Genomic DNA, 20,399 nt, shown 5'->3' with positions numbered 1-20,399 from the left:
TAGCTTAATTTACGCCAGATCCTGTCCAAGAGATGGGGAGTAGCTCAAACCTCGTGGTGAACGCGCGCGACGCGATCGAGGATGTGGGTGAGATCCGCATCGTCACCGAAGGTCTCAGCCTGACCGGCCCGATGGAGCGTGACCGGGCCACCGTACCGCCCGGAGACTACGTCTCCGTCAAGGTGATCGACACGGGCACCGGCATCTCTGCCGACAAGCTGACCAAGGTGTTCGAGCCGTTCTACACCACCAAGCGCGTGGGCGAGGGGACAGGGCTGGGCCTGTCCACCGCCTACGGCATCATCAAGCAGACCGGCGGCTATATCTTCGTCGATTCCACCCCGGGCGAGGGGACATGTTTCACCCTGCTGTTCCGCGCCTTCAAGAGCGAGGCTGTAAAGGCCGCGGCCGCGCCCGAGGCGAGCAAGCAAAGCGCGAAACATGCCGATGGTGTCGTCCTGCTGGTCGAGGACGAGGCACCGGTGCGCGCCTTTGCCTCCCGCGCATTGCAACTGCGAGGTTACACGGTGCTGGAGGCCGAAAGCGGGGAACAGGCGCTGGAGGTTCTGGAGGATCCCGATCTGCACGTCGATATCTTCGTCACCGATGTGGTGATGCCCGGCATGGACGGTCCGACCTGGGTGCGAAAGGCGCTGGAAACCCGCAGTGGTGTGCGGGTGATCTTCGTCTCCGGCTACGCCGAAGAGCATTTCGGAGACGACCAGGCGCGCATCCCGAACTCCGTCTTCCTGCCGAAACCATTCTCGTTGAGTGAATTGACCCGCACCGTGCAGGACGCCTGACGTTTCATCTGATCGAATCGTAGAGGTCGAATTCCTCAGCGCATTTGCGGCGCAGCTTGGCGTCCACGTCGGCGCTCAGGGCCAGCGGCATCTCGGGTGAGACGTTTTCGCGGCCTAGGGTGATCGTCTGACCCAGGCGTGATTCGAGATAACCGTGCAGTCCGTCGTGATCTTCGTAACGGAAGAACTTCGTGACGGCGGTGCCATTGCGCGAAGGTTCGACGAACTTGGCCTGGCTGCCGACATTGGCGAAGGGCGGGCGCTCTCCCTTGCAGTAAGCCTCTACGAAATCGTCAAAACTCACGTCGAAGGTATTGTTCGGGCGATCCTTCATGAAGGGACGGCGGCGATACCTGTACCAGCTACCCAGCCAGGAGACCGGTTCGCGGATAACCGCCAATACCTCCATGTCTTCGGCAATGAATTTCTCGAACATGGGCCGGAAAAAACGATTGTAGCGAAAAACAGGGGCGTGTTTCAGCTCAGGCGGATCCATCACCGCGATGTCGGCAACTGGTGCCAGGGCCTTCTGCCAGGCCGTCGTTCCGGTTTTCGGGACAGACAGGAAAACCAGCTTAGCCTTTGCAAATACGAGCAAAATTACTTCTCCATCCGACGACTAACCAACGCTGTTTCCACGTAAACTACTCTTTAACCATGTTGGGAAACAGTGGGGGGGCTAAGATTTTTATTGAAATGTTCTCTTTTTGGTCCCATCTTGGAACAAGAGGCGAACAAAAGGCGGTCATTGCCGCCAAAACATGGGTATGAAATAAGGGGCTAGAACCAGATGGCAACGGCAGATCTTCTCTCAATGGATAGCAAGCGCGACGCGAACAAGCAGAAGGCGCTCGACAGCGCCCTGGCCCAGATCGAACGGCAGTTCGGCAAGGGCTCGATCATGAAACTGGGCTCCGGCAATGCCGTCCAGCAGATCGAGTCGACCTCGACCGGATCGCTCGGGCTGGATATCGCCCTCGGGATCGGCGGCCTGCCCAAGGGCCGCATCATCGAGATTTACGGCCCCGAATCCTCGGGCAAGACGACCCTCACGCTGCATTGCGTGGCCGAGGAACAGAAAAAGGGCGGGGTGGCCGCCTTCGTCGACGCGGAACACGCGCTCGACCCGCAATACGCCAAGAAGCTGGGCGTCGATCTGGACGAGCTTCTGATCTCGCAGCCCGACACCGGCGAACAGGCGCTGGAAATCACCGACACGCTGGTGCGCTCCGGCGCGGTTAGCCTTGTCGTCGTCGACTCGGTCGCCGCCCTGACGCCGAAGAGCGAATTGGAAGGCGACATGGGCGATAGCTCGGTCGGCGTGCATGCCCGGCTGATGTCCCAGGCGATGCGCAAGCTGACCGGTTCCATCGCACGGTCGAACTGCATGGTGATCTTCATCAACCAGATCCGGATGAAGATCGGCGTCATGTTCGGCTCGCCCGAGACGACGACCGGCGGTAACGCGTTGAAATTCTATTCGTCCGTCCGGCTCGATATCCGCCGCATCGGTTCGATCAAGGAGCGTGACGAGGTCGTGGGCAACCAGACCCGCGTGAAGGTCGTGAAGAACAAGGTCGCCCCGCCGTTCAAGCAGGTCGAATTCGACATCATGTATGGCGAAGGCATTTCGAAGACGGGCGAATTGCTCGACCTCGGGGTGAAGGCCGGCGTGGTCGAGAAATCGGGCTCCTGGTATTCCTACGGCGACGAACGGATCGGCCAGGGTCGCGAAAACGCCAAGTCCTTCCTCAAGGAGAACACCGGCATCTCCTACGAGATCGAAGACAAGATCCGTGGCGCCCATGGGCTCGATTTCGACGGCAGCGACGAGGACGATGCCGAGGACGTGCTGGACGCCTGATCCATATCTGCCCGACGGCGTCACCACGCGAAGAACCATAAGGCGCGGCCCGATCAGGGGCCGCGCCTTTCATGTTTCGCGGCACCAATTAAGCGACGAATCTTTTACTCGGGCGGCTTGGCCCGTGAAGCGACGGCGCACGAGGCGGCCCCGGAACAGGAACAAGGCGGTTCTACTCCGTTCTTTTTCGCCCTCGGGGCGTCATCGGCGCGTCCCGCTGTAGACACTGGGTGCGCCCAAGGCTAAATCGGCGTGACCACTCCAAACCCCGGGACGCGACGCATATCATGACTGGCCTAGCCGACATCCGCTCGACCTTCCTGAATTACTTCAACAAGCAGGGGCATGAAATCGTGCCGTCTTCCCCGCTTGTGCCGCGCAACGATCCGACGCTGATGTTCGCGAATTCGGGCATGGTTCAGTTCAAGAACCTTTTCACCGGGGTCGAGACCCGCGATTACAAACGCGCCACGACCGCGCAGAAATGCGTGCGGGCCGGGGGCAAGCACAACGACCTCGACAATGTGGGCTATACCGCGCGGCACCACACCTTCTTCGAGATGCTCGGGAATTTCTCGTTCGGCGATTACTTCAAATCCGACGCGATCCCCTTCGCCTGGGAACTGGTGACGAAAGAGCTGGATATCCCCAAGGACAAGCTGCTGGTCACGGTTTACCATACCGATGACGAGGCCGCGGATATCTGGAAGAAGGTCGCCGGACTGAGCGATGATCGCATCATCCGCATCCCGACCAGCGACAACTTCTGGCAGATGGGGCCGACCGGCCCCTGTGGCCCGTGCACCGAGATCTTCTTCGACCATGGCGACAAGTTCTGGGGCGGCCCTCCGGGAAGCCCGGACGAAGATGGTGACCGGTTCATCGAGATCTGGAACCTCGTCTTCATGCAGAACGAACAGTTCGAGGACGGGACCCGCAGGGAACTGGACGCGCAATCCATCGATACCGGCATGGGGATCGAACGGGTCGCGGCCCTGTTGCAGGGCACGAACGACAATTACGCCACCGACCTTATGCGCGCCCTGATCGAGGCCAGCGCCCATGCGACCTCGACCGATCCCGACGGATCGGGCAAGACGCATCACCGCGTGATCGCCGATCACCTGCGGTCGACGTCGTTCCTGATCGCGGATGGGGTAATGCCGTCCAATGACGGGCGTGGCTATGTCCTGCGCCGCATTATGCGCCGTGCGATGCGCCACGCACACCTGGCCGGTGCCAAGGATCCGCTGATGCATCGCCTTGTTCCGGAACTGGTTCGACAGATGGGCGAAGCATATCCCGAACTGCGCCAGGCGCAGGCCCTGATCGAAGAGACGCTGAAGCTGGAGGAAACCCGATTCCTGCAGACCCTCGACCGCGGCCTGAAATTGCTGGACGAAGAGCTGTCGGGCCTGCCCGAAGATGCAGCGCTGCCCGGCGAGGCTGCGTTCAAACTGTACGACACGTTCGGCTTCCCGCTCGATCTGACGCAGGATGCACTGCGCGAAAAGGGCCGTACCGTCGACACCGACGGTTTCGACAGCGCAATGGCGGAACAGAAGGCCAAGGCCCGCGCGGCCTGGTCCGGGTCTGGCGAAGCCGCCGATGCGACGGTCTGGTTTGATCTGGCCGATCAGCATGGCGCGACCGACTTCCTGGGCTATGACACCGAACAGGCCGAAGGTCAGATTCTGGCCATCGTCAAGGACGGGGTCCAGGTCCCGGCGCTTGAGGCCGGAGAGACCGGCTGGATCGTCACCAATCAGACGCCGTTCTACGGCGAAAGCGGCGGTCAGGTTGGCGATACCGGCTATCTGCGCCGGCTCGAGAACGAAGACGACATGGCCCGCGTGACCGACACCCAGAAGATGGGCGGCGGCAAGGTCTTCGCCCACCAGGTCACGATCGAGGCAGGGCGTTTCGCCGCCCCCGATGCTGTTGCGCTGGAGGTCGATCATGGTCGCCGTTCCACAATCCGCGCCAACCATTCGGCGACGCACCTGCTGCACGAGGCCCTGCGCGAGGCGCTTGGCGATCACGTGGCACAGCGCGGGTCGCTCAACGCGCCGGATCGCCTGCGATTCGACTTCAGTCATTCCGCAGCGCTCAGCGCCGATGAACTGGCGCGGGTCGAACGCGATGTGAATGCGTTCATCCGTCAGAACACGCCGGTGGAAACCCGGATCATGACGCCGGACGATGCCCGCGCGCTTGGTGCGCAGGCCCTCTTCGGCGAGAAATACGGGGACGAGGTCCGCGTTGTGTCGATGGGGCGCAAGTCCACCGGCAAGGGGCAGGACGGTCAGACCTACTCGATCGAATTGTGCGGCGGCACCCATGTGATGCGCACCGGTGATATCGGCGCGTTCGCCCTGACCTCCGAAACCGCGTCTTCCTCGGGCGTTCGCCGGATCGAGGCGCTGACCGGCGATGCCGCGATGCAGGAATTGCGCGGCCGCGACATGCGGTTGAGCGAGATCGAAGGCCTGCTAAAGGTCTCCGGCGACGAAGTTGTCGGCCGGGTCAAGGCCGTGCTCGACGAACGCCGCGCCCTGCAGAACGAAGTGGCCCAACTGCGCCGTGACCTCGCCATGTCTGGCGGTGCCGGGCAGGGCGGTGGCGTCGAGGCGAAAGAGATCGGGGGCATCAAGTTCCTCGCTCAGGCGCTGACCGGCGTCTCCGGCAAGGACCTGCCCTCGCTGATCGACCAGTACAAGGATCAGCTGGGGTCGGGGGCCGTGCTGCTAATTGCCGATACGGGGGGCAAGGCCGCCGTGGCCGCCGGTGTGACCGCCGACCTGACCGACAAGGTGTCTGCCGTGGACCTGGTCCGCGCTGCCGTGCCAGAACTCGGCGGCAAAGGCGGCGGTGGCCGTCCCGACATGGCACAGGGTGGCGGGGCGGATGCCTCCGGCGCCGAGGCCGCAATCAAGGCCGCAGAGGCCGTATTGGGAGGATAACATGCCCGCACTCTGGATCGCACACGTCACCGTCACCGACGCCGAAAGCTATGGCCGCTACGCGGAGTTGGCCGGGCCGGCCATCGCAAAGCACGGCGGCACCTTCATCGCGCGGGGCGGTCGCTTCGTGCAGCTGGAAGGCAAGGAACGGCCACGCAACGTCGTGGCGCGCTTTCCTTCGGTCGAGGCCGCGGTGGATTGCTACAACAGCCCGGAATATCAGGCCGCGCTGGACCACGCTCGCGATGCGTCCGAGCGTGAATTGATGGTTGTCGAAACCTCCGAGTGACGGCGGCCCATCACGGGGGCGGCAAAAAGGCGCCGCGCCCGTGTCTGTCCGGATGTAAGGCTTGCAAAACCTCCGGCCCCCCACGATGTTACCGGCATACTCTCTCAGCTCGTTCATGGCTGCCAAGGGGATTGGCAGTAAAATGGTCGGGAATTTCAAGTCGATACCATATTCGGATCATGTGGCCTCACGCTCGTTTCACGGGCGGTTGATTCGACGCGCCTAAGTTTCCGATTTGTGGGAAATCAGCGCTAAACTTTTCTCTTTGTATCTACGGCAGAAACAGTCAAACTTGGCTTGAGCATGGAAACGATTTGTTGCCTGCTCTGAGGGCTGGTATTCGTCTTTTAAATTCAGATGGTTGCAGGTGTTGTGCAAAGCCCCGGGCCAGATAAAGTCTTTTTTGTGGCCACGGTAAATTTGCTGGTGCTAGCTTCTCACTATCCAAATTATTTTTTCCTGGAGGAAGTTATGAAGAAATCTCTGTTCGCCGCCGCCGTCCTGGCCATTGCTGCCGCTGCCCCGGCTGTTGCCTGGGAAGGCAAGACCGTCGCCTGCTACAAGAAGGTCTGGGTGAACCCCACCTACACCGCCAAGAAAGAGCTCGTGATGGCTGCTCATTCCGAGTACAAGCACGTCGGCAAGGAAGTGCACGAAATCTACTACCCGCCGGTCTACAAGGAAATCCTGAAGAAGAAGACCGACGGCTACTACGTCATGAAAAAAGTGTCCTGCCCCTGCAACTGCTGATCTGGGCCTGACAGTTTACCAGATGCGCGGAGGTTGGCCTCCGCGCATTTCTTTTGGCCCAGGGACCAGATTTCCCGTTCGGCAACAATCAGGGGCTATTGCCCAAATTTTTTCATCATCGCTCCGCGGGTCTGACGTAAAGTGACGTCATATTCGTTTCAAATCTTTTGAACCCAGGAGCATGTCATGAAACGCGTCATCACCGCCCTTTGCGTGCTGATCGCCTGCTCGGTCCCTGTAAACGCTTCGAAGGAAAGGCTGATTTCCGGCCCGGGGAAGACGATCGCCTGCTACAAGCCGATCAAGGTGGCCCCGAAAATCCGCGTGAAGCGGATCAAGATGTCGGACAACCGTTTGCAATACGAACACCGCAACGGGCGGATCGAATTGGTCGATTACCCGCCCATCTACAAGGAAATCGAGGAAATCGTCGAACCGGAGCATATCCTGCTGCGCGCGATCCCCTGCTAACCCACCCGGACCGGTTTCGGAGAAAAGGGCGCCACGGAACTTGCCGCGGCGCCTTTTTCCATCAATAGGGGTTCTTCGGGCTGCGATCCGCCGAAAGCGTCTGCTGACGGCGTTCCACGATCAACTCGATCGCGTCGGCCAGGTGAACTTCGGCGATGTTGTAATCCCCGCGGTCCACGCGGATGCGGTGCGCTTCGATCATGACCTCGGCATGGGTGGAGCCGACAGGCGGCTCGAACCGATAAGATGCAAGTTCGATCAGCAAGCCCATGGGATCCTTGAAGTAAATCGAATCCATGAAGCCGCGGTCTTTGACGCCGGAATGGGTGATCCCACGCTCGTCCAGCCGCTCCACCGCCTGCGAGAACGTCGCCTTGGAAACGTTGAAGGCCAGATGATGCACGCAACCCGGATCGGTCGGGGTGCGACGCGGATCGGGTTTGCGGGTCTCGTTGGTGAAGATCGTGATCAACCGGCCATCGCCAGGATCGAAGTAGAGATGCCCTTCATCCGGATTGTCCAGGTTGGGCTGGTCAAAGATGAACGGCATGCCCAACACGCCTTCCCAGAAGTCGATGGATGTCTGGCGGTCCGCACCGGTCAGCGTGATGTGGTGCACGCCCTGTGTCTGTAGCTTTCTCATGATGTCCTCCTGCTTTGATATCCAACATATCGCAAAGACCGGATTGGGAAACGGACAGCGGCGCACGATTTCTGTGCGCAGGCGCGCGGGTGCTTTCCGCAGGACGTGCTAGTGTGCGTTCAGAAACTCAAAAGGGAAACCGTACCATGCTGGTCGATGGGAAATGGACGAAGGACTGGGACCCGGTCCAGAAATCGGATGAAAAGGGGCGCTTCGTGCGCCAGGTGTCAAGCTTCCGCAACTGGATCACCCCGGATGGCAGCGCGGGCCCGACAGGTGAAGGGGGCTTCAAGGCGGAGGCCGGGCGCTATCGCCTCTATGTCGCGTTCATCTGCCCCTGGGCGTCTCGCACGCTGATGGCGCGCAAACTGAAGGGGCTGGAGGACGTGATCGCCGTGACCGTCGTCAATCCGTCCCTGTCAGACGAAGGCTGGGCCTTTGGCGAATATCCCGGCGCGAATACCGATCCGATCTTCGGAGCCAGCTACATGCACGAGATCTACACCAGGGCCGATCCGCATTTCACCGGGCGCGCCACGGTGCCGGTACTCTGGGACGAAAAGACCGGGACGATCGTGAACAACGAAAGCGCCGATATCCTGCGGATGCTCGACACCGCCTTCGAGGGCCTGGTGCCGTCCGACCTCCGGCTTTACCCCGAAGACCTGGCGGACCGGATCGACGCGCTGAACCCGCGCATCTACGACCTGTTGAACAACGGCGTCTACAAGGCCGGTTTCGCCTCGACCCAGGCAGCCTATGACGAGGCCGTGGACGGCGTCTTTGCCATGCTCGATGAGCTGGAGGAGATGCTGACCGGGGATTACCTCTTCGGGGACCGCCTGACCGAAACCGACATTCGGACTTTCGTGACCCTGATCCGGTTCGACGCCGCCTATCACGGGCTCTTCAAGACGAACCGCCGGCAGATCGCTGACTACCCCCGTCTTCAAGACTACATGGAGCGGATTTACCGGCTTCCAGGTGTGTCGGCGACGGTGAACATGGATCACATCACCTGCGGCTATTATTCGATCAAGGCGTTGAATCCGAAGGGCATTCGTCCCACGGGGCCCAGCCATATCGAGGCGCTGGTCGCCTGAATGCAAAACGGCGGCGAAGCCTGCGCTTCGCCGCCGTTTGAATGAATGCCTTAGCGGCGATCAGGCGGATTTCGCCATCCGCTTACGCTCATGCGGGTCGAGGTAGCGCTTGCGCAGGCGGATCGCGTTCGGCGTCACTTCGACCAGTTCGTCGTCATTGATGTAGGCGATGGCCTCTTCCAGCGACAGGGTGACCGGCGTGGTCAGGCGCACCGCTTCGTCCGTGCCGGAGGCGCGGACGTTGGTCAGTTTCTTGCCTTTCAGCGGGTTCACTTCCAGATCGTTTTCGCGGGAATGTTCGCCGATGATCATGCCGGTATAGACCGGGGCCTGGGCACCCAGGAACATCTTGCCGCGATCCTCGAGGTTCCACAGCGCGTAGGCGACGGTTTCGCCGTTCTCCATCGAGATCAGGACGCCCGCGCGACGCCCCGGAATCGGGCCCTTATGCGGAGCCCAGCCATGGAAGACGCGGTTCAGAACGCCGGTGCCGCGCGTATCGGTCAGGAATTCGCCGTGATAGCCGATCAGGCCACGCGACGGAACATGGGCGATGATGCGGGTCTTGCCGGCACCGGCCTGCTTCATCTCGGCCAGGTCGCCCTTGCGTGCGCCGGTGATCTTTTCGATCACGGCCCCGGAATATTCGTCGTCGACGTCGATGGTGACCTCTTCGATCGGTTCCATCCGCTTGCCGTCTTCTTCGCGCATGATCACCTGCGGGCGCGAGATCGACAGTTCGAACCCTTCGCGGCGCATGTTCTCGATCAGGACGCCCATCTGAAGTTCGCCACGGCCGGATACCTCGAAGGCCTCGCCACCGGGGGTGTCGGCGATCTTGATGGCGACGTTCGATTCCGCCTCTTTCATCAGGCGTTCGCGGATCACGCGCGACTGCACCTTCTTGCCGTCGCGGCCCGCCAGCGGGCTGTCGTTGATGCCGAAGGTCACGGTGATGGTCGGCGGGTCGATGGGCTGTGCGTCCAGCGGTTCGTCCACGGCGAGGGCGCAGATCGTGTCGGCCACGGTCGCCTTGGACATGCCCGCGATCGAGACGATGTCGCCTGCCACGGCCTCTTCGATGTCCTGCTGTGCAAGGCCGCGGAAGGCCTGGATCTTGGTGATCCGGAATTGTTCAATCTTCTGGCCGTGACGCGTCAGGGCCTGCACCGTCGCGCCGACCTTCAGCTTGCCGGTCTCGACGCGGCCGGTCAGCAGGCGACCCACGAAGGGATCGGCGCCCAGCGTCGTGGCCAGCATGCGGAAATCGTCATCCTGCTTTTTCAGCTGCTTGGGGGCAGGGACGTGGTTCACGATCAGGTTGAACAGCGCCTCCAGGTTCTTGCGCGGGCCGTCCAGTTCCGCATCCGCCCAGCCGTTCCGGCCCGAGGCGTAGAGATGCGGGAAATCCAGCTGGTCCTCGTCCGCATCGAGCGATGCGAAGAGGTCAAAGCATTCGTCCAGTGCGCGGTCGGGTTCTGCGTCGGGCTTGTCGACCTTGTTCAGCACCACGATCGGCCGCAGGCCAAGCGCCAACGCCTTGGAGGTCACGAATTTCGTCTGCGGCATCGGCCCTTCGGCGGCGTCCACCAGCAGCACCACACCGTCGACCATCGACAGGATGCGTTCGACCTCGCCGCCGAAATCGGCGTGGCCGGGCGTGTCGACGATATTGATGCGGTGGTTCTTCCACTCGACCGAGGTCGGCTTGGCGAAAATGGTGATGCCGCGCTCGCGTTCCAGGTCATTGCTGTCCATCGCGCGCTCGGCCACCGCCTGGTTTTCACGAAATGCACCGGATTGCTTGAGCAATTCGTCCACGAGCGTCGTCTTGCCGTGGTCCACGTGTGCGATGATGGCGATGTTGCGCAGGTCCATGGGGCGTCCTTTGAAGCGTTTGGCACGCGCCTATACTGCATCCGCAGAAAATGCCAGACACAAACGGCGATCATGCATGTTCAGGCGGGCAGCCCCGGCGGCAGGACCAGGGTCGGACCCAACGGGCGGGGCGTTGCGCCGGTGCCCAGCTTGAACCGGGCGAGGCTGGGGTTGGCGTCGGTTTCCACGCCGCCCAGGTCGAAACGCTGAAAACCTTCGGCGCTCAGCCAGCAGGCGGCCTCCCACAGCAATCTGTTATGGGCATGGATATCGCGTCCCGCCGCGCCGGTCCAGCCGATCAGGTAGGTCGCGACGGGCGGATGCAGCAGCAGCAGAACGAAGGCGATAACCTGCCCGTCCTGCCGTGCCTCGATCATGCGGGTCTGACCGGGATTGGCCCGGGCGAAGGCCGCGACGAAGGACGAGGGCAAGGCCCGGTAGCGCCGTTGCTGCCGTTGCGCGGCCTCGCGGGCCAGCAAGGGCGCGTGGCGCAGCGGATCGAAGGGACGGATCGCAACCTCGGCCTGCGCTTCCATGGCGCGGCGCAGACGGTTGCGCCACTTGCCGTGCAGGCCCTGCCACAAGGCGGGAACACCTTCGGGCGGCAAGGCCCATTCCGCCACGAATTGCGGGGTGAGAACCGGGATCGCGCGGCGCAGGCGACCGGCATCCTCGGGGCTTTCGGGGATGATCAGGCGCAGGTGACACAGGGGCAGGGCGCGGATCAGGCTTTTCCGATCGGCGCAGGCCAAGGCCCCGCGCGGCAGATAGGTCACGGGAATGGGGCCGAACCGCCGGCGCACCAGCCGCAGCGGCACCTCGGTTCGTAGGCACAGCACCTCGCGCCCCAATAACCGCAGCGTCGCGGCATATTCGGAGCTTTGCTGTAACGGAAGAAGGGGCGGGGCGGGCGTATGCATGACGCGCCTATATGCAGGCGTTTACCCTAAACTTTCCCTAACGCCCGATCATTCGGCAAGAAGATGCACCGATTAATCTCTCTCGATAAAGGTTTGGTAAGGGGTGTGACCATTTCGGGGTAATTGTTCCGCACCTGTATACCGCTCATCTTTGGTTAACAAATGAAGCGCATAACGTGGACATGAAACACGATACCAACACCACCACGATCCTCGGCCATTCCGCTCCGGCTCCGCGTCTGACCCTCCAGGGCGCAGGACTTGGCGGGCTGGTCCCCTGCCTTCTCTGGATGGCAGCCATCGGTGTGCATCAGCTGTTCTGAGGCTGACGCAAACCGCAACGCGATGTGCCGGGCTCTCTCTCGTCCCCCACTTTCGGCACAGCGACGCGCAATGAAAAAGGGCGGCCCGGGCCGCCCTTTTCCAATTCCTGCCCCGGATGTGGAGCGATGTTCCTTGATCAGAACGGGATCTCGTCGTCCAGATCGCGGGACGGACCGCCGCCGCCCTGGCTCGGGCCGCTGTCATACCCGCCGCCGCGGTCGTCATAACCACCGCGATCATCGTAGCCGCCGCCGTAGCCGCCGCCCGATCCCCCGCCGGAGCCGCCGCCTTCGCCGCGGCCATCCAGCATGGTCAGTTCGGACCGGTAGGGGCGCAGGACAACCTCGGTCGAATAGCGATCCTGTCCGGACTGGTCCTGCCATTTGCGGGTTTCCAGCTGACCTTCGATGTAAACCTTCGATCCCTTGCGAAGATATTGCTCGGCCACGCGGACCAGCGGTTCGGAAAAGATCGCGACCGAATGCCATTCAGTGCGTTCGCGGCGTTCGCCGGTATTGCGGTCCTTCCAGTTCTCCGAGGTGGCGATGCGCAGGTTGCACACCTTGCCCCCGTTCTGGAACGACCGGACCTCGGGGTCGCGCCCCAGATTGCCGATGAGAATGACCTTGTTCACCGATCCGGCCATGGCTGCCCCCTTTCATCACAGATTCTCTTGGTCCGAGGGTTACAGCAGAGTGTCGCCGAAAGGTAAAGTTTTCGCCGAAATTCACGTAACGGCGGGCGGCAACCCCGCCAAGCAGGCAAATCGGGCGCCTAAACTTAGGGTTTAGACGCCTAAACCATGGGGGCAGGCGGTCCGAATATGCCTCGGGGTCAATATCGGCGCGGCCAATGCGGGGGCAGTCTTTCGTCATGCCGCATCCATGCGGCGCAACCGAAAGGACATGACATGACGAACCGTATGATGCTGATCCCCGCCACCCTGATGGCCGCCACACTTGCCGGAACGGTGATGGCGTCCTCGTACGCGATCCCCGACGACCTGAAGGCCCGTGTGACCGAAAAGCTGACCCAGGAGGGCTACGAGGTGCGCAAGATCGACCGCGAGGATGGCAAGATCGAGGTCTATGCCCTAAAGGACGGCGCGAAGGTCGAGCTCTACCTCGATGCCGATCTGAACGTCACCCGCCAGAAGATCGACGACTGAGCCAGCAGCCCCCGGCTCCGTATGACTTCCATACGAGGGCCGGGGGCGCTGCCCTGAGGGCTTTGCCATGACAGAGACGAAAATCTGGGACCCGGTCGTCCGGGTCTTTCACTGGTCCCTAGTGATCGGGTTCACCGCCAACGCGCTGATCCTGGATGACGAGGACAAGGTACATGAACTGGTCGGCTATGCCGTCGTCGGGCTGATCGCGTTGCGGCTGGTCTGGGGGCTGATCGGGACCCGCCACGCGCGGTTCAGGGACTTTCCGCCCAGCCTTTCCGCGGCCCTGGGCCAGGTCGGCGACGTGGCGACAGGCCGGGTGCACGTGCATCGCGGGCATACGCCGCTTGGCGCGCTGATGATCTACAACCTGCTGCTGACGATCCTGCTGATCGGGGCGAGCGGCTGGATGATGACGACCACCATGTTCTGGGGCGTCGACTGGGTCGAGGAGCTGCATGAAGGGCTTGTGACCTGGGCCGAGATCTCGATACTCCTGCATATTGCTGCGGTGATCTTCGAAAGCTGGCGGACCGGCGTGAACCTTCCCCGCAGCATGATCACGGGCCGCAAGCGCCTTCCGACGTCAGGGGACGGAGCCTAGGAATGGCGGGCAAGCCAGACAGACAAATCGCCACCCGGATACCGGGGCCACGGGCCACTCATGTGGCGGACCGTGCGGCGGATCACCTGGCCGGGGCGGCGCTGTCGCCCCGGGCCCTTGTCGTGCTGATCCTGGTGCAATCGCTCTGCGCGGCCTTCTTTCTGTCCGATGCCCTGGCGGATGTGATCGATGTCGGCCCGGCTGCGTTCCGGCAATGGCACCTGATCGTCGAAAGCATCGCCTCGCTCGCGCTTTTCCTGGCCATCGGGGTCGAGGTGCGGATGCTGGGCCTGATGGTCACGCGTCAGCGCCGCATGGCCCGCGCGGTCACCGCCGCGGCCGGCGGGCTGCACGACCTGGTCGAGGCGTATTTTGCCGATTGGGGACTGACGGCGTCGGAAAAGGACGTCGCCTGGCTCAGCCTCAAGGGGCTGTCCATTCAGGAGGTCGCCGAGATCCGCGGCTCTGCCGAGGGGACGGTGAAGGCGCATCTGCATGCGGTCTATCGCAAGGGGAATATCGCCGGGCGCAACGCCCTGCTGGCGCTGCTGGTCGAGGACCTGATGTCCGGCGAACTGGTGACCGAGGGCGAGGGGCGCGGCGATACGAAAGTTCCTGCGGCGGACGACGATGCGCGGGCCTCTGCCGATGGGGCCGCAGGCCCTTGATCGCAGCGGTTTTCGGGTGGCCAAACGGCGCCTGTTGCGGTTAACGTGCCGCGCAAGGGACAAGGTAGTGAACGGGGGCGCAGCTTTTGCGCATCGGAACATTTGCAAGGATCGCGATCGTGGCGACGCTCGGGCTGGCTCTGCCGGATCCGGGTTTTTCCGACGTCCTGTCCTCGCGGAACCGCAATTCGCTGTTCAAATCCCAGACCAAGATCCTCGATAGCCGCGCCTCGTCGCAATACAACAACTCCGTCCGGCTTCAGCCGACGCGGGTGGTGACGCCATCCAAGTGGGGCGACGGAACGGTCAAACCGTGGAGCGGCAAGTACCGTGGCCCGCATCTGGCAGTGGCCCGCGCGGTCGCGCGTCAGCATGGTGTGCCCGAGGACCTGTTCCTGCGCCTTGTGCAGCAGGAAAGCGGCTGGAACGACAAGGCGAGATCCCACAAGGGGGCGATCGGCCTGGCGCAGCTGATGCCGGGCACGGCCCGCGTTCTGGGTGTCGATCCGAACGACCCGCGCCAAAACCTTGAAGGTGGGGCCCGTTATCTGGCCCAGCAATTCCGCGAGTTCAAATCCTGGCGCCTGGCCCTGGCGGCCTACAATGCCGGGCCCATGGCGGTGAAGAAATACAACGGTGTGCCGCCCTACAAGGAAACCCAGAACTACGTGAAGGTGATCTGGGGGCGCTGAGCGTCCGGGGCCGCACAGCCCCCCGTTGCACGAAAACCACGAAAATTCGCATCGCCCTGACGAGGCCGGGAACCGTTTTCCCTGCTCCGGTGTTGGTCCGTCAAATCGAAACACAAACAGGTTTACCCGGTCGCTGCACCCCGTGGCGGCCAACGGAGACCCTTTGCCGAAAGGACATAGAGATGTTCAAGAAGACGATGACCGCCATGTGCCTTGCCCTGATCGTTGCCACCCCGGTTGCCGCTGTCGAAGGCCCGTTCCCGGTGCGCGAGATTGACGCGCATACCGACTTCCTCAATGCCAATACCACAGCGCTGGAATTCTACCCCGACGTCATGACCGACATCGAGAATGCCGTGCGTGCCCGCGTCGACATGGCTGACGAAGACGATGTGCGTGACGTCGGCATCGACGTCATCCTGACCTCCATGCGCGTCAACGACACCCCCGGCCTGACCGACGACGGCGAGTTCAACACGCTCGAAGGTTCGATCGCGGTCTTCGACCAGGACGGTCAGCCGCCGGTCTACGTTCAGCAGGTGCTGCTGGAAGCGACCGAGCTGGACCTGCCTGGCCCGACCATCGGCCCGGATGACGAAGACTTCTATACGGCCATGGTCCTGGCCTTTGCCGACAAGGTGGCCGAAGCCGTCGCCGAGGTGGACGACCTGCCGGAAATCGAAGAAACCCTGCGGTAACACCGCCATGTCCTGAATGGACAAAGCCCCCTGCATCGCGCGATGCAGGGGGCTTTTTCTTGCGCGGCGGCCCGCGCGAGACGGATGGCGCTATTCTGCGGCGACCTTGATCACAGGCTCCATCGCGGCGAATTGGTCGTCGCTCAGGTGACACTTGATCTGGTGGCCGTTGCGATTGCGGATCGGCGGGACCTCTTTCTCGCACAGGCCTCCCGGCACCTTGTCCTTCCAGCGGCAGCGCGTCTGGAACGGGCAGCCCGGTGGCGGGTTCATCGCCGAGGGGATGTCGCCCTCCAGCACGATATGCGTCTTCTCGACCGAGGTGTCGGCGATCGGCACGGCCGACAGAAGCGCCTCGGTATAAGGGTGGTAAGGCGGGGCAAAGACCTCGTCGGTCGTGCCCAGTTCCACCACGTGACCGAGGTACATGACCATGACCCGGTCGCTCAGGTAGCGCACGATGGACAGGTCATGCGAGATGAACAGAAGCGTTGTCTTTTCCTCTCGCTGGATGTCCATCAGCAGGTCCGTCACCGCCGCCTGAACCGACACGTCGAGCGCCGAGACGGGTTCGTCCGCCACCACGATCCGTGCGCCGCCGGCAAAGGCGCGGGCGATGCCCACACGCTGCTTCTGGCCGCCGGACAATTGCCGCGGCATCCGGTCGGCAAAGGCGCGGGGCAGTTTGACCAGATCCAGCAGGTTCAGCATCTTGTCGCGCCGGTCATTGTCATTGGCGCCGAAGCCGAACACCTCGAGCGCGCGGATGATCTGGCGGCCCACGCTCATCGATGGGTTCAGCGTGTCGAAGGGGTTCTGGAACACCATCTGCACGTCGGAAATCGTCTTTGCGCTGCGCTTCTCGATCGGGGTGTCCTGGATCTCCTGGTTGTCGAGCAAGATCTTCCCGTCCGTCGCGGTCTCAAGCCCCATCAGCACCTTGGCGAAGGTGGATTTCCCGCAGCCGGATTCCCCGACAATGGCGAGCGTCTCGCCCTCGCGGGCCTCGAAGGACAGGGTCTCGTTCGCCTTTACGACCTTCTTCTGGCCGCCGCCGAACAGGGCAGAGGCGTTGACTTCGTAATATTTCCGCAGGTCGTCCATCTTGATGATGACATCGCCGATCTCGGTCTTGCCCTTCTCGGCAGAGGCGACAAGCGGGGCGTCCCAGTCGATCTCTTCGTGCCGCAGGCATCGGGTCGTGTGGCGATCATCGCCCGCGATGTTGAACATCGGGATGTCCTTGGCATCGCAGCGGCCCTTCTGGAAGTAATCGCAGCGGGGGCCGAAATTGCAGCCGGGCGGACGTTCGTGGGGCAGGGGGAAGTTCCCGGGGATCGCCACGAGTGGGCGAGAGGTCTTGTCGGCACCCGGCAACGGGATCGAGCGGAACAGCGCCTGCGTGTAGGGGTGGCGCATCTGGTCGAAGACATCGGCGATGGAGCCGCGTTCGACCGCCTCGCCGGAATACATGACGCACAGCCGGTCGCAGGTTTCCAGCACCAGCCCGAGGTTATGCGAGATGAACAGCATCGAGGTGCCGTATTTCTTGCCCAGGTCTCGGACCAGTTCGACGATCGCGGCCTCCACCGTGACGTCAAGCGCGGTGGTCGGTTCGTCGAGGATCAGCAGCGACGGTTTGGACATCAGCGCCATGGCGATCACGATGCGCTGCTGCTGGCCACCGGAGAGCTGGTGCGGGAAGGCGTTCAGGATGCGCTTGGGGTCGGGCAGCTTGACGTCGGTGACGACCTGCAGGGCGCGGTCATAGGCCTCTTTCTCGGAAATGCCCTCGTGGATCATGGGGACTTCCATCAGCTGCTTGCCGATCTTCATTGCCGGGTTGAGCGAGGCCATCGGCTCCTGGTAGATCATCGCGATCTCGTTGCCGCGGATGTCGCGCAGTTCTTCCTGGCTCATCTGGCCCAGGTCGCGGCCCTTGAACTTGATCGAGCCGCCGACAACGCGCCCGTTCACGCCCAGATCCTGCATGACGCCAAGCGCCACGGTGGACTTGCCGCACCCGGATTCGCCGACAAGGCCGACGGCCTCTCCGGGCTGGACCGAGACGGAGAAATCCATGACTGCGGGAATTTCCCTGAGCCGGGTGAAGAACGAGATCGACAGGTTGTCGATCTGCAGGATGGGACCGTCGTAATCGGGGGATTTCATGGCGCTCTCCTTGTCGGGGCGTGATCCAGCGGCGCGCCTGCGGCGCATTCCATGCTTTGGCGATGACCCCTGACCGGGGACATCGCGAGGCCTAGCGGCAAGGGGAGGGTCTGTGTCGAACGGGTCGGCATCGGCTCAGTCCTTCAGGCTTTCTTCGCGCAGACCGTCGGCCAGGAGGTTCAGGCCGAGGACGAGCGAGAGCAGGGCGAAGGCAGGCACGATGGCCGGGTGCGGGTAGATCGAAAGCAGTTTGCGCCCCTGGTTGATCGTGGTCCCCCAGTCCGGGCTGTCCGAGGGCAGGCCCAGGCCGAAGAAGCCCAGCGTGCCAAGAAGGATCGTCGTGTAGCCAATGCGCAGGCAGAAATCGACGATCAGCGGTCCGCGTGCATTGGGCAGGATTTCCCACAGCATGATGTACCACGGCCCTTCGCCGCGGGTCTGCGCGGCGGCCACGTAATCGCGGGTCTGGATGTCCAGCGTCAGGCCGCGCACGATACGGAACACCGTGGGCGCGTTGACGAAGACGACCGAGACGAAGACCACCAGGATGCCGCCCGGAATGTCGAACAGGTCGAGCGACGAGGGCAGGAAGTTCACCGGCGTCCCCGCATCGTTGATCAGCGACAGGTAGAGCCAGCCGAAGACCACCAGGATCACCGCCAGCATCACGTTGCGCTGCATCGGTTGCGTGTGGAACCGCGAGTTGATCAGCACGCAGAGGAACAGGATCGGCAGGACGAACAGCACGATTGCCATGTAGGACGGAATGCCCGAGGCCACCATTTCCGGCGTCACCAGCAGGTAGAAGAGCAGGATGACCGGGAAGGCGAGGATCAGGTTCGCGGTGAAGCTGAGCACCGTGTCCAGCCGCCCGCCGAAATAGCCGGCAGGCAGGCCCAGGGTGATTCCGGCCATGAAGGCGAAAAGCGTCGCCAGCGGCGCGATGCGGATCACCACCCAAGACCCCTGCACCATGCGCGAGAAGATGTCCCGCGCCAGCGTGTCACCGCCCAGCAGGTAATAGGGGTAGTCGCCGTCCTCGGCCCCGCGCAGGGGGGTGCCAGGGACCTCGTTCTTCATGCCCGACACCGCGCTCAGCGGATCATGGGTGATGATCATGTCAAACAGGCCCACGAAGAGCGCGGTGAAGACCCAGAACATGACGATGGCAAAGCCGATCATGCCGATCGTGTTGTCGAACAGCTTGCCATAAAGGCCCAGCCGTCGCTTGTAGATGATCGAGACCGTGAAGGTCAGGGCGAGCGCGATCCAGACCGGGATGAACTGGATTGCGAGGCGGAGGATAATTTCCCCCCAGGAGAGCGGTTCCATCCGGGGTCCTCCTTATGAAATGCGGATACGGGGGTTGAGGTAGACATAGCCGATATCCGAAATCAGCTGCGTCACCAGAACCACGAAGACCGACACGACCGAGATGCCCAGCAGCAGGTCGATGTCATTGTTGCCGGCGGCTTGCACCAGCGCCCAGCCCAGCCCCTTGTAGTTGAAGAGCGTCTCGACGATCACGACGCCGTTCAGCAGCCAGGGAAATTGGAGCATGATGACGGTGAAGGGCGCGATCAGCGCGTTCCGCAGCGCGTGTTTCAGCACGATGTTGCGGAAGGTGACGCCCTTGAGGCGCGCGGTGCGGATATATTGCGCCGTCATCACCTCGGCCATGGAGGCGCGGGTCATCCGGGCGATATAGCCCATGCCATACAGCGCGATGGTCAGCACCGGCAGGAAGAAGTTCTCGAAGGTGGCGTTGTCCATCGCCGAGGTCGCCGTGCCCTTGAACCATTTCAATCCGACGGCTGACGAGGCGAAGACCGCGATCAGGATGACGCCCGAGACATATTCCGGTGTTGCCGTGGTCGCGATGGAAAAGGTCGACAGCGTCCGGTCCGTCTTGGAGCCTTCGCGCATCCCGGCCAGCACGCCGATGATCAGCGCGGCGGGCACCATCAGCAGCATCACCCAGAACATCAGCTTGCCGGTCATGTAGAGCCGGGTGCCCACGATGGCCGACACGTCGTCGCGGAACACCCGCGAGACACCCCAGTCGCCCTGCAGGACACCGCAGAATTCCGGCGCGGTCGCCGGATCGGCCCCCGGCGGGATGCAGCGGCCGCGAATGTCGTCTCCGACCTCCCGGGTCCAGCCCGGCACCACGCCCAGCCATTCCCCGTAGCGCACCAGCATTGGCTGGCCGAAGCCGTTGTTCTCAAGGTATCGCGCGACCTCTTCGTCGGACATGCGCGAATTGCCCTCGTACTTGGCGACTTTTTCGAGCAGCGGAGGCTGGTTGGTCAGAAAGAACACGATGAAGCTGAGGCAGAGCGCCGTCAGCAGCATCGTCCCGATCCGTTTCAAGAGGAAAAGGAGCATC

At 62.6% G+C, this 20,399-nt stretch carries 20 protein-coding genes and 1 pseudogene; 13 read left to right on the top strand and 8 right to left on the bottom strand.

Features of this window, described 5'->3' with window-relative positions:
- Positions 1–47: 47 nt before the first annotated feature.
- Positions 48–803 (top strand): annotated as a pseudogene (locus tag ATO9_RS21515) (ATP-binding protein); the annotation flags it as partial.
- Positions 804–807: 4 nt separating this feature from the next.
- Here ATO9_RS21515 and ATO9_RS21510 read toward each other — a convergent pair.
- A complete protein-coding gene (locus ATO9_RS21510; protein WP_043754388.1) occupies positions 808–1,401 on the bottom strand; it encodes a sulfotransferase family protein in 594 nt (197 codons plus the stop codon).
- 192 nt (positions 1,402–1,593) lie between these two features.
- Here ATO9_RS21510 and recA point away from each other — a divergent pair, with 192 nt between their 5' ends.
- The 5 genes from recA to ATO9_RS21485 all read left to right on the top strand — a co-directional run bounded on the left by recA (position 1,594) and on the right by ATO9_RS21485 (position 7,140).
- The gene (recA, locus tag ATO9_RS21505) at positions 1,594–2,667 is read left to right on the top strand and encodes a recombinase RecA (protein WP_043754385.1); all 1,074 of its coding nucleotides are present in this window, start codon (positions 1,594–1,596) and stop codon (positions 2,665–2,667) included.
- A gap of 287 nt (positions 2,668–2,954) precedes the next feature.
- The gene (alaS, locus tag ATO9_RS21500) at positions 2,955–5,630 is read left to right on the top strand and encodes an alanine--tRNA ligase (protein ID WP_043754383.1); all 2,676 of its coding nucleotides are present in this window, start codon (positions 2,955–2,957) and stop codon (positions 5,628–5,630) included.
- A 1-nt stretch (position 5,631) separates the two neighbouring features.
- On the top strand, positions 5,632–5,919 hold the full coding sequence (locus ATO9_RS21495) for a DUF1330 domain-containing protein (protein WP_043754381.1): 288 nt from the start codon (positions 5,632–5,634) through the stop codon (positions 5,917–5,919).
- A 471-nt stretch (positions 5,920–6,390) separates the two neighbouring features.
- A complete protein-coding gene (locus ATO9_RS21490) occupies positions 6,391–6,669 on the top strand; it encodes a hypothetical protein (protein WP_043754379.1) in 279 nt (92 codons plus the stop codon).
- A 186-nt stretch (positions 6,670–6,855) separates the two neighbouring features.
- Positions 6,856–7,140 (top strand): hypothetical protein, encoded by a 285-nt coding sequence (locus ATO9_RS21485; protein WP_043754377.1) that lies wholly within the window; start codon positions 6,856–6,858, stop codon positions 7,138–7,140.
- Between the two features lie 61 nt (positions 7,141–7,201).
- On the opposite strand, the gene ATO9_RS21480 is transcribed toward ATO9_RS21485, so the two are convergent.
- Positions 7,202–7,783: a VOC family protein gene (locus ATO9_RS21480; protein ID WP_043754375.1), complete on the bottom strand. Its 582-nt coding sequence runs from the start codon at positions 7,781–7,783 to the stop codon at positions 7,202–7,204.
- 146 nt (positions 7,784–7,929) lie between these two features.
- Here ATO9_RS21480 and ATO9_RS21475 point away from each other — a divergent pair, with 146 nt between their 5' ends.
- Complete coding sequence (locus ATO9_RS21475) at positions 7,930–8,886, top strand: glutathione S-transferase family protein (RefSeq protein ID WP_043754373.1); 957 nt, start codon at positions 7,930–7,932, stop codon at positions 8,884–8,886.
- 60 nt (positions 8,887–8,946) lie between these two features.
- Here ATO9_RS21475 and typA read toward each other — a convergent pair whose 3' ends face one another.
- Complete coding sequence (gene typA / locus ATO9_RS21470) at positions 8,947–10,764, bottom strand: translational GTPase TypA (protein ID WP_043754370.1); 1,818 nt, start codon at positions 10,762–10,764, stop codon at positions 8,947–8,949.
- Positions 10,765–10,844: 80 nt separating this feature from the next.
- Complete coding sequence (locus ATO9_RS21465; RefSeq protein ID WP_043754368.1) at positions 10,845–11,684, bottom strand: GNAT family N-acetyltransferase; 840 nt, start codon at positions 11,682–11,684, stop codon at positions 10,845–10,847.
- 182 nt (positions 11,685–11,866) lie between these two features.
- Here ATO9_RS21465 and ATO9_RS24425 point away from each other — a divergent pair, with 182 nt between their 5' ends.
- On the top strand, positions 11,867–12,007 hold the full coding sequence (locus ATO9_RS24425) for a hypothetical protein (protein WP_156127936.1): 141 nt from the start codon (positions 11,867–11,869) through the stop codon (positions 12,005–12,007).
- A gap of 137 nt (positions 12,008–12,144) precedes the next feature.
- Here ATO9_RS24425 and ssb read toward each other — a convergent pair whose 3' ends face one another.
- The gene (ssb, locus tag ATO9_RS21460) at positions 12,145–12,654 is read right to left on the bottom strand and encodes a single-stranded DNA-binding protein (protein ID WP_043754366.1); all 510 of its coding nucleotides are present in this window, start codon (positions 12,652–12,654) and stop codon (positions 12,145–12,147) included.
- A 264-nt stretch (positions 12,655–12,918) separates the two neighbouring features.
- Between ssb and ATO9_RS21455 the strand changes: the two genes are divergently transcribed.
- The 5 genes from ATO9_RS21455 (at position 12,919) to ATO9_RS21435 (ending at position 15,838) form a co-directional block, all read left to right on the top strand.
- A complete protein-coding gene (locus tag ATO9_RS21455) occupies positions 12,919–13,176 on the top strand; it encodes a PepSY domain-containing protein (protein ID WP_043754364.1) in 258 nt (85 codons plus the stop codon).
- Between the two features lie 67 nt (positions 13,177–13,243).
- Positions 13,244–13,780 carry a cytochrome b/b6 domain-containing protein gene (locus tag ATO9_RS21450; RefSeq protein ID WP_043754362.1) on the top strand — a complete coding sequence of 179 codons (537 nt, stop codon included), beginning with the start codon at positions 13,244–13,246 and terminating at the stop codon, positions 13,778–13,780.
- A gap of 2 nt (positions 13,781–13,782) precedes the next feature.
- Complete coding sequence (locus ATO9_RS21445) at positions 13,783–14,448, top strand: helix-turn-helix transcriptional regulator (RefSeq protein WP_081979707.1); 666 nt, start codon at positions 13,783–13,785, stop codon at positions 14,446–14,448.
- 116 nt (positions 14,449–14,564) lie between these two features.
- Complete coding sequence (locus ATO9_RS21440; protein ID WP_420329723.1) at positions 14,565–15,140, top strand: lytic transglycosylase domain-containing protein; 576 nt, start codon at positions 14,565–14,567, stop codon at positions 15,138–15,140.
- Positions 15,141–15,322: 182 nt separating this feature from the next.
- Entirely contained in the window at positions 15,323–15,838 is a 516-nt protein-coding gene (locus ATO9_RS21435; protein ID WP_043754361.1) for a hypothetical protein, read from the top strand.
- A 90-nt stretch (positions 15,839–15,928) separates the two neighbouring features.
- Here ATO9_RS21435 and ATO9_RS21430 read toward each other — a convergent pair whose 3' ends face one another.
- From ATO9_RS21430 to ATO9_RS21420, 3 genes are all read right to left on the bottom strand, one after another.
- On the bottom strand, positions 15,929–18,010 hold the full coding sequence (locus ATO9_RS21430) for a dipeptide ABC transporter ATP-binding protein (protein WP_043754359.1): 2,082 nt from the start codon (positions 18,008–18,010) through the stop codon (positions 15,929–15,931).
- Between the two features lie 135 nt (positions 18,011–18,145).
- A complete protein-coding gene (locus ATO9_RS21425) occupies positions 18,146–19,342 on the bottom strand; it encodes an ABC transporter permease (RefSeq protein WP_043754357.1) in 1,197 nt (398 codons plus the stop codon).
- Positions 19,343–19,354: 12 nt separating this feature from the next.
- Positions 19,355–20,398, bottom strand: coding sequence for an ABC transporter permease (locus ATO9_RS21420; RefSeq protein WP_043754355.1), 1,044 nt, complete (start codon positions 20,396–20,398; stop codon positions 19,355–19,357).
- Position 20,399: the final 1 nt, after the last annotated feature.

Origin of the sequence: Pseudooceanicola atlanticus (genome assembly GCF_000768315.1) — a bacterium.
Classification (GTDB): domain Bacteria; phylum Pseudomonadota; class Alphaproteobacteria; order Rhodobacterales; family Rhodobacteraceae; genus Pseudooceanicola; species Pseudooceanicola atlanticus.
Note: the sequence above shows the minus strand (reverse complement) of the source record. Positions and strands in the feature narration are given on the sequence as shown.

Excerpts from the sequence above, each read along its gene's own strand:
- ATO9_RS21420 (WP_043754355.1), bottom strand. The coding sequence starts at position 20,398 with ATGCTCCTTTTCCTCTTGAAACGGATCGGGACGATGCTGCTGACGGCG.
- ATO9_RS21450 (WP_043754362.1), top strand. The coding sequence starts at position 13,244 with ATGACAGAGACGAAAATCTGGGACCCGGTCGTCCGGGTCTTTCACTGG.
- ssb (WP_043754366.1), bottom strand. The coding sequence starts at position 12,654 with ATGGCCGGATCGGTGAACAAGGTCATTCTCATCGGCAATCTGGGGCGC.
- ATO9_RS21495 (WP_043754381.1), top strand. The coding sequence starts at position 5,632 with ATGCCCGCACTCTGGATCGCACACGTCACCGTCACCGACGCCGAAAGC.
- ATO9_RS21465 (WP_043754368.1), bottom strand. The coding sequence starts at position 11,684 with ATGCATACGCCCGCCCCGCCCCTTCTTCCGTTACAGCAAAGCTCCGAA.
- ATO9_RS21455 (WP_043754364.1), top strand. The coding sequence starts at position 12,919 with ATGACGAACCGTATGATGCTGATCCCCGCCACCCTGATGGCCGCCACA.
- ATO9_RS21430 (WP_043754359.1), bottom strand. The coding sequence starts at position 18,010 with ATGAAATCCCCCGATTACGACGGTCCCATCCTGCAGATCGACAACCTG.
- alaS (WP_043754383.1), top strand. The coding sequence starts at position 2,955 with ATGACTGGCCTAGCCGACATCCGCTCGACCTTCCTGAATTACTTCAAC.
- ATO9_RS24425 (WP_156127936.1), top strand. The coding sequence starts at position 11,867 with ATGAAACACGATACCAACACCACCACGATCCTCGGCCATTCCGCTCCG.
- ATO9_RS21485 (WP_043754377.1), top strand. The coding sequence starts at position 6,856 with ATGAAACGCGTCATCACCGCCCTTTGCGTGCTGATCGCCTGCTCGGTC.
- typA (WP_043754370.1), bottom strand. The coding sequence starts at position 10,764 with ATGGACCTGCGCAACATCGCCATCATCGCACACGTGGACCACGGCAAG.
- ATO9_RS21445 (WP_081979707.1), top strand. The coding sequence starts at position 13,783 with ATGGCGGGCAAGCCAGACAGACAAATCGCCACCCGGATACCGGGGCCA.
- ATO9_RS21490 (WP_043754379.1), top strand. The coding sequence starts at position 6,391 with ATGAAGAAATCTCTGTTCGCCGCCGCCGTCCTGGCCATTGCTGCCGCT.
- recA (WP_043754385.1), top strand. The coding sequence starts at position 1,594 with ATGGCAACGGCAGATCTTCTCTCAATGGATAGCAAGCGCGACGCGAAC.
- ATO9_RS21435 (WP_043754361.1), top strand. The coding sequence starts at position 15,323 with ATGTTCAAGAAGACGATGACCGCCATGTGCCTTGCCCTGATCGTTGCC.
- ATO9_RS21480 (WP_043754375.1), bottom strand. The coding sequence starts at position 7,783 with ATGAGAAAGCTACAGACACAGGGCGTGCACCACATCACGCTGACCGGT.
- ATO9_RS21475 (WP_043754373.1), top strand. The coding sequence starts at position 7,930 with ATGCTGGTCGATGGGAAATGGACGAAGGACTGGGACCCGGTCCAGAAA.
- ATO9_RS21425 (WP_043754357.1), bottom strand. The coding sequence starts at position 19,342 with ATGGAACCGCTCTCCTGGGGGGAAATTATCCTCCGCCTCGCAATCCAG.